General features: G+C 40.4%; 9 protein-coding genes. 6 read left to right on the top strand and 3 right to left on the bottom strand.

Features of this window, described 5'->3' with window-relative positions; all coding sequences use genetic code 11:
- The first annotated feature begins 172 nt into the window (after window positions 1–172).
- Window positions 173–1,015: a BglG family transcription antiterminator LicT gene (gene licT, locus FE005_RS14225; protein WP_003126263.1), complete on the top strand. Its 843-nt coding sequence runs from the start codon at window positions 173–175 to the stop codon at window positions 1,013–1,015.
- A 114-nt stretch (window positions 1,016–1,129) separates the two neighbouring features.
- The gene (locus FE005_RS14220) at window positions 1,130–3,049 is read left to right on the top strand and encodes a beta-glucoside-specific PTS transporter subunit IIABC (RefSeq protein WP_003126264.1); all 1,920 of its coding nucleotides are present in this window, start codon (window positions 1,130–1,132) and stop codon (window positions 3,047–3,049) included.
- A 75-nt stretch (window positions 3,050–3,124) separates the two neighbouring features.
- On the opposite strand, the gene FE005_RS14215 is transcribed toward FE005_RS14220, so the two are convergent.
- Complete coding sequence (locus FE005_RS14215) at window positions 3,125–4,045, bottom strand: MurR/RpiR family transcriptional regulator (protein ID WP_138372044.1); 921 nt, start codon at window positions 4,043–4,045, stop codon at window positions 3,125–3,127.
- A gap of 260 nt (window positions 4,046–4,305) precedes the next feature.
- Between FE005_RS14215 and FE005_RS14205 the strand changes: the two genes are divergently transcribed.
- The 3 genes from FE005_RS14205 to FE005_RS14195 all read left to right on the top strand — a co-directional run bounded on the left by FE005_RS14205 (window position 4,306) and on the right by FE005_RS14195 (window position 8,680).
- Window positions 4,306–5,682, top strand: a complete 1,377-nt coding sequence (locus FE005_RS14205) for a 6-phospho-beta-glucosidase (RefSeq protein ID WP_003126266.1) — start codon at window positions 4,306–4,308, stop codon at window positions 5,680–5,682.
- A 33-nt stretch (window positions 5,683–5,715) separates the two neighbouring features.
- Window positions 5,716–7,149: a 6-phospho-beta-glucosidase gene (locus tag FE005_RS14200; RefSeq protein ID WP_060815317.1), complete on the top strand. Its 1,434-nt coding sequence runs from the start codon at window positions 5,716–5,718 to the stop codon at window positions 7,147–7,149.
- A 73-nt stretch (window positions 7,150–7,222) separates the two neighbouring features.
- A complete protein-coding gene (locus tag FE005_RS14195) occupies window positions 7,223–8,680 on the top strand; it encodes a family 1 glycosylhydrolase (RefSeq protein WP_138372043.1) in 1,458 nt (485 codons plus the stop codon).
- Between the two features lie 104 nt (window positions 8,681–8,784).
- On the opposite strand, the gene FE005_RS14190 is transcribed toward FE005_RS14195, so the two are convergent.
- Window positions 8,785–9,258 carry a glutathione peroxidase gene (locus FE005_RS14190; RefSeq protein WP_103299715.1) on the bottom strand — a complete coding sequence of 158 codons (474 nt, stop codon included), beginning with the start codon at window positions 9,256–9,258 and terminating at the stop codon, window positions 8,785–8,787.
- Between the two features lie 380 nt (window positions 9,259–9,638).
- Entirely contained in the window at window positions 9,639–11,024 is a 1,386-nt protein-coding gene (locus FE005_RS14185; RefSeq protein ID WP_138372042.1) for an MATE family efflux transporter, read from the bottom strand.
- Between the two features lie 186 nt (window positions 11,025–11,210).
- Here FE005_RS14185 and trxB point away from each other — a divergent pair, with 186 nt between their 5' ends.
- Window positions 11,211–12,143 carry a thioredoxin-disulfide reductase gene (trxB, locus tag FE005_RS14180; protein WP_003126271.1) on the top strand — a complete coding sequence of 311 codons (933 nt, stop codon included), beginning with the start codon at window positions 11,211–11,213 and terminating at the stop codon, window positions 12,141–12,143.
- The last annotated feature ends 115 nt before the right edge of the window (window positions 12,144–12,258 follow it).

Raw genomic sequence — 12,258 nt, 5'->3', positions numbered from 1 at the left:
GTATGGATAGTGATTGTTGAAAAAACAAGCTAAACCTGATGAAAGTAAGGCTATTTGGTCTGCTCTCATTAGGTTTTTTTTCTGGAAAAAAGGAGTATGGATCAAAATTGATTTGAATGGCTATCTCGTATAAAAATAGGTTAGTACGTCAATAATCAAGTGGGGGTAAAACATGAAAATCAGTAAAGTGTTAAACAATAATGTCGTGATAACTACTGATGAAAAACAAAACGAAATTATTGTGATGGGAAGAGGGATCGCATTCAAGAAAAAAGTTGGTGACGATATCAGTGATCAAACGATCGATAAAGTATATCGTTTAGAAAATCGTACGATTGCTTCCCAATTTCAGGAATTATTGGCCGACTTGCCATTAGAATATTTGGAACTTTCGAACCAAGTAATCGAATATGCAAGAGAAGAGTTGTCCTCACCGATCAACGATTCGATCTATATTTCTTTACCTGATCATTTACATAGTGCAATCGAGCGTGCCAAAAAAGGGATCGTTGTCAAAAATGTTCTTCTCTGGGACATCAAGCGATTTTTTCCAGATGAATTCAAAATCGGAAAACGAACGATTGAAAAAATTAGTGAGCGCTATGGGATTGAGTTGCCGGAAGATGAAGCGGGTTTCATTGCACTGCATTTGGTAAACGCTCAAACAGAAAACAATGATCAAAGCAATCTTTATGAATTGACGAAAACAATGCAAGATATCATCAATATCGTCAAATACTATTTTAAAACAACTTTCGATGAAGAATCGGTTTATTTTTATCGTTTTACTACGCATTTGCGTTTTTTTGTTTCCCGCATGCAGAACCACTCTACCCATGCGGAAGAGACTGACGATGAGCTCCTTGAGATGGTAAAGATAAAATATCGCAACGCCTATCAATGTGTGCAAAAAATCAAATCATTTCTGGTAACGAATTATCGTTACGATATGTCCAATGATGAAAGTTTGTATTTAACGATTCATATTGCGCGATTGGTGCAAAAGAATCGCTAACCATAAAAGAAAGGAGGTCATCCCAGAATAAACTGGGGAATAGTAAAGCATTTTTTGGATAGTGACATTCAGTTGGCTAAACCTTCAATCAAACAAAAATTGGAGGAAACAAAAATGGGAAAATATCATGAATTAGCAGAAAAAATCGTGGCAAATGTGGGCGGAAAAGAAAATATCAATAGTTTGACCCACTGTATCACTCGGCTGCGGTTTAAATTGAAAGACGAAGGAATCGCGAACGATGACATCTTGAAAAATATGGATGGGGTCGTAACAGTGATGAAAAGTGGCGGTCAATACCAAGTAGTTATCGGTAATCATGTGCCAGATGTCTATGCAGAAGTAGTGGATGTTGCGGGGATCAGTGAAAACAGTGAAGAAGAAAGTTCCGGAGGGAATATTTTCAATCGTCTGATCGATATCCTCAGCGGTTGTTTCCAGCCTTTCTTAGGTGCGTTAGCAGCTGCCGGTATGATCAAAGGGTTTAATGCATTATTAGTCTTTTTGGGTACACAGGGTTGGTTCAACTATACAGCAGAATCAGGCACATATGTAATGTTGAATGCGATCGGTGATGCAATATTTATGTTTATGCCGGTTATTTTAGGTTATACTTCTGCAAAAAAATTCCGTTTGAATCCGATGGTCGGTATCGTTATTGGAGCCGCTCTATGCTACCCAACGATTCAAGGCACTGCGCTGCAAACAGCCTTTACCGCAGTTGCCGGAGAAGGAGCAGCAGCACCTTATAGCTTACTTGGACAATCTGCCTATCAAACTTTCTTAGGTATTCCATGGGTAGGGGCAACCTATACAAGTAGTGTCGTACCAGTCATTTTCATTATTGCATTTGCTGCACAGATTCAAAAACTTGCTAAAAAAGTGATTCCAAGTGTCGTGCAAACTTTCTTGGTACCATTTTTCGTCTTACTGATTGCTTTACCTGTTGGGTTCTTGATCATTGGTCCAATCATCAGCATGTTGACAGATCTCTTGAGTGCCGGATTCCAAGCGCTAATGGACTTCTCGCCAGCGGTTTATGGATTGATTCTAGGATTCTTCTGGCAAGTATTGGTTATCTTCGGCTTACACTGGTCGGTTGTGCCACTAGCGATCATGCAAGTTACGCAACAAGGATTCAGCCAAGTGTTGACAGGTTCCTTCGGAGCTAGCTTTGCTCAAACAGCAGTTGTCGTTGCCATGTATTTCAAATTAAGAGACAAAAAGATGAAAGCATTATGTCCGCCAGCGATCATTTCTGGTATCTTTGGTGTAACTGAACCAGCTATTTATGGGATCACTCTTCCTAAAAAGACTCCTTTCATATATTCTATGATCGGTGGTGCTGTCGGTGGACTGTTCTTAATGGTCAATGGTGTAACGGGCTACACGATGGGCGGACTTGGTATTTTCGGGATCTTTAACTTCATCACACCGGATGGAGATGCGAGTGGCATGTGGACTTCACTGATTGCTATCGCCATCTCTGCAGCGATTGGTTTTGGTTTGACGATGGCATTCTGGAAAGACAATACAGTAGTCGAAGAAATTGCTGAAGGCGAACCTACAATGTCTGTACGTAAAGAAATCATTAGTTCTCCTATCGAAGGAACGGTTGCACCTTTAAGCAGTGCCAAAGATGAAGCTTTTGCCCAAGGAATCTTAGGTAAAGGAATCTTGATCCATCCTACAAAAGGGGAAGTCGTTGCTCCATTTGATGGTACCGTTATGACATTGTTCCCAACGAAACACGCCATCGGGTTGATCTCAGATAACGGATTGGAATTGTTGATCCATATCGGTTTAGATACCGTTCAACTCAATGGGCAATACTTCGAAGCGCATGTCAAGCAAGGAGATAGAGTAACTCGAGGTCAAAAATTGATTACCTTTGACAAAGATGCGCTGATCAAAGCTGGTTTCAACATTGAGACCCCTGTTTTGGTAACAAATTCTGCTGATTACTTAGATATTATTGAATCAGATAAAAATGAAGTTGCTTGTTCAGATGATTTGATCACAGCTCTCGTTTAGCGAAAACTTTCTAAAAAGAGCTATTTATGCATAAAAGCGATCGGCCATGTGGGGCGATCGCTTTTTGTCAGCCGTTTAATTCGGAAACAGAGAGTCTTTGTATTGAAGATTTTTATCGTAGGTTGGTTCAGCGATAATCGTTGAGAAAGTAGGACGTTTGTCATAAGCCATGCCAATATCGATCAAATGCTGGAGATTTTTTTCATAATGTTCCGAAAAGACGATTCCATACAGCACATCCAGTAGGTAGCAAACGGACGTATTAATCGTGAAATTTGCGATCTTTGAGTAAAGCCTTTCTCGGGTTGTGATATTTAAGACACAATCACTTAATTTTGCCAATGCGTTCTCGCCAATACTAGTCATTCCAATAATTGAAACTTGACGTTCGGCAAGAATTTTACCGATTTCTTTGATCATCTTGTTTTCACCAGTATAAGAAATCAAGATGGCTGTCGTATCAGAAGTACAGTTGGATGCTTCATAAGCACTTTCGCCAAAAGTGTCACAAACATGGATGTTTTTTCCTAAACGCCGCATCTTCAAAACAAAGTCTTGAGAAATCAAGGTATTGGCATTACTTGCGAAAATCTTGATATGGCTGGCATTGAGTAGCGATTGTTTCGCTTTTTGCAGTTCATCGTGATGGATCAAGGAAAGCGTATCTTCAATTGTTGTTTGTTCGAGTTTCGCTAACTTTTTGGCGATAGTCATAATGCCGTCATGGGAGGAAAAGGGAAAGTTGGCATCAAGATCTGTAAAATGACTGCTCATATAGGTTTGCTCTTCCAAAAAGACTGTCTTTAAGTCGAGCCAACCGTTGAAGCCTAATTTTTTGGCGATCCGAATAAAAGTAGAAGGATGAACGTAGGTTTTTTCAGACAATTCCTTGATGGTTTGATCAGCCATCGCAGTTGGATTGGCTAATAAAAAATCGATCAAAGATCGTTCAGCAGGGGCCAACTTGATTTGGCGCATTTTTTCTTGTAATAACATGGTATCCACATTCCTTTTTACATTTTTATATAGTTCTTTGTAAATAAAATTATCGGAAATTTTTCTTTTTTGAGTATTTGAATAATTGTCGATATGAATATTATTCCTTATATTATTCGATTTGTAAATGCTTTTTACAAATCACTCGCAAGATATCCCTAGATTTGCAAACGCTTTTTCTAAATAATAAATTTACATTGAATCTAATTATTTTATAAATGATAATAAGGGTGTAAATAAAATAGCAAAGGAGCAATACAATGACAAAAGGAATCAAAATCGCTACCATTGGTGGCGGCAGTAGTTATACTCCGGAGTTAATGGAAGGCTTTATCAAACGCTATGAAGAACTGCCAATTCGGGAAATTTGGTTAGTAGATATCGAAGCAGGAAAAGAAAAACTGGCAATCGTTGGAGCGATGGCACAGCGAATGTGGGATGCTTCTCCTTATGATGTGAAAATCCACATGACGCTGGATCGAGAAGAAGCCTTGAAAGATGCCGATTTTGTTACGACTCAATTTCGAGTAGGCTTGCTGAATGCCCGGATCAAAGATGAGCGTATTCCTGCCTATTATGGCATGATCGGTCAAGAAACCAACGGTCCTGGCGGGATGTTTAAAGCATTTCGGACAGTACCAATTATTCTGGAAATCGTAGAAGATATGAAACGCTTATGTCCAAATGCTTGGTTGATTAATTTTGCCAATCCAAGCGGCATGGTCACAGAAGCGGTTGTCCGTTATGGGAAATGGGATAGAGTGATTGGACTTTGCAATGTTCCTGTGATGGCGACCATGATCGAACCTGCATTGATCGGTAAAGAGCCGGATGAGTTAATCTACAAATTTGCTGGCTTAAACCATTTCCATTGGCATAAAGTCACTGACTCACACGGAAATGATGTGACGATGGATATTATTGATAAAATGTATCAGGAAGATAATGGTTTGCCGAAAAATATTTTTGATGTGCCGTTTTATCGTGAACAATTAGAACAAATGAGAATGATTCCTTGCGGTTATCATCGCTATTACTATCGTCAAGAAGAAATGTTGAAGCATGCACTGGAAGAATATCAGACTGTAGGAACGAGAGCGCAGCAAGTGAAGCAAACAGAGGCAGAACTTTTTGAACTTTATAAAGATCCAGAATTGGATCATAAACCAGAACAGCTGCAGCAACGTGGGGGAGCCTACTATTCAGATGCGGCTTGCGAAACGATTGCCTCGATTTATGCAAACAAAAATACCCAGATCGTGGTCTCAACCAAAAATGAGGGAGCTGTTCCTGACCTACCGGCTGATTGTGTTGTCGAAGTTACCGCGTATGTTGGGGGACAAGGTGCCCGCAATGTGGCTTTTGGCGAGCTGCCGACTGCAGAAAAAGGCTGGCTACAAGTAATGAAGGCTATGGAGCTTTTAACGATCGAAGCAGCGGTTACTGGCGATTACAATACCGCATTACAAGCTTTCACCATTAACCCATTGGTGCCATCAGGAGAAACAGCTAAACGCGTAATGGATGAATTATTTATTGCCCACAAAGCTTATCTACCAAACTTTAAATCAACGATTGAGCGTTTGGAAAAAGAAGGAATCGAAGTTCAAGACGAACTGGCAAAATCACTTAATTAATCAACAAAATATCAAGAAAGTAGGAATGAAATAATGGGATTTAGAAAAGACTTTTTATGGGGCGGCGCAACTGCTGCCAATCAATGTGAAGGAGGTTACAACGAAGGTGGGCGAGGCCTAGCCAATGTCGATGTTGTACCGATCGGTAAAGATCGTTTTCCAGTGATCACAGGACAGATGAAAATGTTTGATTTTGATGAGGATCATTTTTATCCTGCCAAAGAAGCAATCGATATGTATCATCGTTACAAAGAAGATATTGCTTTATTTGGAGAAATGGGCTTTAAAACCTATCGTTTGTCCATTGCTTGGAGTCGTATTTTTCCAAAAGGGGACGAACAAGAACCAAATGAAGACGGCTTGAAATTCTATGAGGATCTCTTCAAAGAATGTCATAAATATGGTATTGAACCACTGGTAACGATCACGCACTTTGATTGTCCAATGCATTTAGTAGAAAAATATGGTGCTTGGCGTTCACGAGAATTAGTAGGCTTTTATGAGAATTTATGCCGAGTTATTTTTAATCGTTACAAAGGATTGGTCAAATATTGGTTAACTTTCAACGAAATCAACATGATTCTTCACGCGCCATTTATGGGAGCTGGCCTCTATTTTGAAGAAGGCGACAACGTGGAGCAGGTTAAATACCAAGCGGCCCATCATGAATTACTGGCATCTGCGATTGCGACGAAAATCGCTCACGAAGTAGATCCGGAAAATAAAGTGGGCTGTATGCTGGCTGCAGGTGCCTATTATCCTTACACAAGTAAGCCTGAAGATGTTTGGGCATCAAGAAAATCAGATCGCGAAAACTATTTCTTCATTGATGTCCAGTCTCGGGGAGAATACCCACAATATGCATTGAAGGAAATGGCCCGTAACGGGATTGAGATCAAAATGGAAGAAGGCGACTTAGAGTTATTGAAGGCCCACACAGTTGATTTTATTTCATTCTCTTACTACTCTTCTCGGGTATCGACAACAGATGCTGAGCTATTGGAACAAACTTCTGGAAATATTTTTGCTTCAGTAAAAAATCCTTATTTGGAAGCAAGCGAATGGGGCTGGCAGATCGACCCATTAGGTTTGCGGATTACTATGAATGACCTTTATGATCGTTACCAAAAACCATTATTCATTGTAGAGAACGGTTTGGGTGCTGTTGATACACCAGATGCTGATGGCTATGTGGAGGATGATTACCGAATTGATTATCTTGCAGCACATATACAAGCCATGAAAGACGCTGTTGAACAAGATGGTGTTGATCTATTAGGGTATACAACATGGGGATGTATCGATTTGGTCTCTGCGGGAACAGGTGAGATGAAAAAACGCTACGGTTTTATCTATGTTGATCGCGACAATGAAGGCAATGGTACGCTGAAACGGACGAAGAAAAAATCCTTCGACTGGTACAAACAAGTCATTGCTTCAAATGGCGAAGACTTAACAAACAAATAATCATGCTTGCGGCTTCTTCTTGGATGAATTCTAAGAAGAAAGCCGCTGATAGTCTTTACGATGGAGGGATAATATGGGGTTTGCAAAAAATTTTCTATGGGGTGGCGCAACAGCCGCGAACCAATATGAAGGCGGCTATCTTTCTGGCGGAAAAGGGTTAAGCACCCTCGATGCCATTACAGGAGGCAGTATGGATCAGCCGCGAATGATTACCTATAAAACAAAAGACGGCCAGATCGGGAAAGTTACTCGGGATACCGAATTACCTGAAGGTGCCGTTGGGTACATCGATCCAGAACAGTATTATCCTAGTCATGTGGCAACAGACTTTTACCATCATTATCAGGAAGATATTGCGTTGTTTGCAGAGATGGGCTTTAAGTGTTTTCGGATGTCTATTTCCTGGGCGCGGATTTGTCCAAAAGGAACCAGAGAGATCAACGAAGACGGCCTGGCTTTTTATGATGCAGTTTTCGATGAGTTGTTGAAGCATGGCATTGAACCAGTGGTGACGATCAATCACTTTGATATTCCTATGTATTTAGCGGATGAATATGATGGTTGGTCGAATCGCAAAGTGATCGACTATTTCTTGTTTTTCTGCGAAACGATCTTCACTCGTTACCAAGATAAAGTGAAATATTGGATGACGTTTAACGAGATCAACTTTTTGAGAAGTTGGACACAAATTGGTATTCATAAAAATGATAAGCAGCATAAGTATCAAGCTGCGCATCACTTGTTTGTAGCAAGTGCTAAAGCAGTACAAATGGGACACCGAATCAACCCGGATTTCATGATTGGGATGATGGTGGCGTATATTCCAAGTTATCCGATGACAGCTAACCCAGAGGATGTTTTAGCTGCATTGCAATTCAATCGGGAACAAGAATTCTATATTGACGTTCAAGCAAAAGGCTATTATCCTGCCCACAAGGTAAAAGAGTTCGAACGTGAAGGGATCGAAATCAAAAAAGAAGCTGGAGATGACGCGGTCATTGCGAACGGAACGGTTGACTATATCGGTTTTAGCTATTATATGTCAACCGCTTCTTCAGCAAATCCTGAAACAGTCAAGTATGTTGGCGGCAACCAAATGCCTGCGGTGAAAAATCCTTATTTAACCGAATCGGATTGGGGCTGGGCGGTCGATCCATTAGGGTTGCGGATCTCATTGTGTCAATTGTCTGATCGTTATCATCTTCCTTTATTTGTAGTAGAGAATGGATTCGGTGCCATAGACAAAGTGGAATCTGACGGCTCGATCAATGACGATTATCGAATTGATTATTTCAAAAAACACATTGCAGCCATGAAAGATGCGATAACTCTTGATGGCGTAGACTTGATTGGCTATACACCTTGGGGATGTATCGATCTTGTATCGGCAGGAACTGGTGAGATGAAAAAACGCTATGGCTTTATTTATGTGGACATGGATGATCACGGGAACGGAACATTGGCCCGGAAAAAGAAAAAATCATTTGATTGGTACAAAGAAGTGATTGCTTCAAATGGAGAACAACTTTAAAGAATAAGAAAACATCCCCGCATTCATGGCGCAAACAGCAGTGAGAGAGTACTCATTGCTGTTGCAAACCGATGAGTGAGTGGATGTTTTTTCTGGTTAGATCATTAGCCAAGAACCTTTTCAATACTAGGGATCATTTTGGTTGGATTGGTCTGAGGGGCAAAACGTTCAACGACATGTCCCTCGCGATCAATTAAAAATTTAGTAAAATTCCATTTGATCGCTTTCCCCATCGTTCCTGGGGCTTCTTCCTCCAAGTATTGAAAAAGCGGATCAGCTTCTTTTCCGTTGATGACTGTCAATTGATGCATCGGAAAGTCAACACCATAGGTTGTGCGACAAGCTTCGGCAGCTTCACTAGCAGAATGAACTTCTTGTTTGAATTGGTTGGAAGGGAAGCCTAAGACCATCAATCCTTGGTCGCGATATCGTTGGAACAATTCTTCAAGTTCGTTGAATTGGGGGCTCAATCCGCATTTTGTCGCCGTGTTAACGACAATGATGGCTTGCCCCCGATAGCGTTCTAATGAATAGGTTTCACCGTTTTCCAAAGTGGCTTGAAACGCGTAAATTGACATTTTTTTGCTCCTTTCGATAGTTGACAGTATTTTCTAATTGTTGATTGTTCAGTAGTTCTAAACTTGTAATTAGTATAGTTCAATCTGGATGAAAAACCAAAAATAATTGATTTTCTTTCAGCAGTAAATAGACGCAAGGCAGCAATAAGAGGTTGGGATCAGAAGTGTTAAACTTCGATAAATAAGGAGGAATATATGGAAATTGCTTTTCAATTTTTTGGTATTTCGACTTATTTCCGAAGACATTGTTTCTGCTACCGCTGTTTAGACGTGTTTAGAGCGTAAAACAAAAGTGTTTTTTACTTTTGTTTTACGCTCTTTTATTCGCTTTGACATTCGATTGTCTAATTGGCAGAAAAGATGACCTTTTTAGCAAGTCATTAGATTTCTGAAGCGACTTCGCCTTCAATTTCTTTTCCACGGACTACCGATTTGGTTTTCCACACACCGGAATGCCAACGATAAATCATTAAAATACTCCGCAATGCTTCATCAATTGCGTAAGCGATCCAGACACCAATCAAGCCAAATTTAAAGACGATGGCCAAAGAGTACGAGAATGGTAAGCTGATGACCCAAAGAACGATCAAACTGCAGAATAATGGGAATTTAACATCCCCGCTGGCATTTAAAGAGCCCACTAGAATCATATTGACCGCACGTGCTGTCTCTAGGACGATTTCAACAAGAAATACGCCTTTAGCGATTGAGATGACTTCAGCATTGGTAGTAAAGATTCCCATAATCGGTTCGATAAAGAGATAAGTCAATAAACAAATTGTAACAGAAGCGATGATGCCAATAATCATTGTGCGCATGCCCCGTTTTTGTGCTCGCTCAAATTCTCCTGCGCCTACATGACGACCAATCATGATTTGATTTCCCTGACTTAACGCCGAGGCGATCAAATACACAAATTGAGTGATCGCTGTAACATAAGACTTAGCAATCAGCACGCTTGAACCTAATTGCGCAACGATCATCGTTACTACCACTTGTGCTCCTTGATAAGACAAAGATTCTCCTGAGGAAGGTAGGCCATAGGTTAAGACATTTTTCATTACATCCCATGATAAATACTTCAATCGGGCAGAAAGAACAGAAAAACCAACGTGTTTTTTCAGTAAAAATGCCGCAACAATCAAGCCAATCGTATTGCCGAAGACACTGGAGAAAGCTAGTCCTGTTACACCGAAATTAGGTAAGCCAAAAGGACTGTAAAGTACAAAGTAGTTACCAATAACAGCTAGGATACTGGCAAACATCGGTACAAGCAAAGCAGGTTTCGTAAAGCTGTGGCTACGCATGACCGCGATAATGACAGCTGTCAGCGAAGAAATAAACAAGCTTCCGCCATATACTTGCAGGTAGCCGCGACCCAAATCAACCAATGCTTCTTCTAATCCCATAAAATGCAGCAATTGATCAGAGCCAAAGATAAACATCAAGCTGATCAAAATACCTAAAAATAGAGAACCAAAAAGTGCTGTATTGATCACAGTAGGGATTTTATCTCGCTGCTTCGCACCAATTAGTTGAGCAATAATGATTTGCGTACCGACAGTGATGAAACCATAAATAAAGACGGTCAGATTCAGCAATTGATTTGCTGCGCTGACGGTAGCGACTGCTGGTTCAGAATAATGGGAAATCATCCATACATTGACATTCCCAATAATCACACGTAAAAATAGTTCAACAAAAATCGGCCAGCTAAGAAACAATAGTTCCCGATCAGATCTTTTCAAAAGTTTTTTCTTATTCAATTGTAAGGACTCCCCGTTTTCTATATAATAGATGTATCGTGAAAATTTTACAAAAAATGAAAAGAAAGTCAATGTAATTTTCAGAGAAAAAAACGGGAATATCTTATTATTTTTTGTAAGCAGAACATTCGACAGAAATTCTTTTTGAAAGTAAAGTATGGGTAGTCGAAAATGGAGGGAACAATTATGTATGATGTAATTATTATCGGCGCTGGACCTGCCGGCATGACAGCAGCGCTGTATGCGTCACGGTCAAATTTATCTGTTCTGATGATTGAGCGGGGAGCTCCTGGCGGTCAAATGAATAATACTGCTGAGGTTGAAAATTATCCTGGCTTCGATTCGATCTTAGGCCCAGAACTTGCTTTTAAAATGTATGAAAGTGCCATCCGCTTTGGCGTGGAGAATGCCTATGGCATCGTTCAAGGGATCACGGATCATGGAGAGTACAAAGAAGTCTGCACAGAAGACAAGAATTATCAAGGGAAAACTGTGATCATTGCAACAGGCTGTGTACATAGAAAATTAGGAGTCAAAGGCGAGGAAGAATTCGCTGGACGCGGAGTTTCATATTGTGCAGTTTGTGATGGCGCCTTTTTCCGCAACAAACGGTTGATCGTAGTGGGTGGTGGAGATTCTGCAGTCGAAGAAGCGATCTACTTAACACAATTTGCTTCAGAAGTAACGATTGTCCACCGTCGGGATGAGCTACGTGCGCAAAAGATCATCCAAGAACGAGCATTTGCCAATGAAAAGATCTCATTTATTTGGGATTCTGTCGTGGAAGAAATCAAAGGCAACGAGATGGTCGTAACTGGTGTTCAAGTGCGAAATGTCAAAACAAATGAAGTAACGGAAGAAGCGGCTGGTGGTGTCTTTATCTACGTTGGGCTAGATCCATTGACTGAACCATTCAGAGCTAGCGGACTCACGAATGAAACAGGTTGGATCCCAACCAATGAAATGATGGAAACAACTATGCCAGGCGTCTATGCGGTAGGGGATGTTCGAGAAAAAGGCTTACGACAAATCACTACAGCAGTCGGGGACGGCAGTATCGCTGGCCAACAAGTATTTGATTTTATAGAAACACAAAAAGACCAGCAACCAGTTAAATAATTATCGAACGCACTGTTATTTATAAAACGTTATTCGTTTTTGATAGCAGTGCGTTTGCATTTTCGTTTGGTTATTCTTTGAGAAAAACAGAAGTAGTGTTATACTAAAATTATAG

The sequence above is a fragment of the Enterococcus sp. M190262 genome, assembly GCF_005843965.1.
Taxonomy (GTDB): Bacteria; Bacillota; Bacilli; order Lactobacillales; family Enterococcaceae; genus Enterococcus_D; species Enterococcus_D gallinarum.
Note: the sequence above shows the minus strand (reverse complement) of the source record. Positions and strands in the feature narration are given on the sequence as shown.

Bases quoted from the DNA above. Each gene is read 5' to 3' on its own strand.
- licT (WP_003126263.1), top strand. From the start codon at position 173: ATGAAAATCAGTAAAGTGTTAAACAATAATGTCGTGATAACTACTGAT.
- FE005_RS14195 (WP_138372043.1), top strand. From the start codon at position 7,223: ATGGGGTTTGCAAAAAATTTTCTATGGGGTGGCGCAACAGCCGCGAAC.
- FE005_RS14200 (WP_060815317.1), top strand. From the start codon at position 5,716: ATGGGATTTAGAAAAGACTTTTTATGGGGCGGCGCAACTGCTGCCAAT.
- FE005_RS14220 (WP_003126264.1), top strand. From the start codon at position 1,130: ATGGGAAAATATCATGAATTAGCAGAAAAAATCGTGGCAAATGTGGGC.
- trxB (WP_003126271.1), top strand. From the start codon at position 11,211: ATGTATGATGTAATTATTATCGGCGCTGGACCTGCCGGCATGACAGCA.
- FE005_RS14215 (WP_138372044.1), bottom strand. From the start codon at position 4,045: ATGTTATTACAAGAAAAAATGCGCCAAATCAAGTTGGCCCCTGCTGAA.
- FE005_RS14190 (WP_103299715.1), bottom strand. From the start codon at position 9,258: ATGTCAATTTACGCGTTTCAAGCCACTTTGGAAAACGGTGAAACCTAT.
- FE005_RS14205 (WP_003126266.1), top strand. From the start codon at position 4,306: ATGACAAAAGGAATCAAAATCGCTACCATTGGTGGCGGCAGTAGTTAT.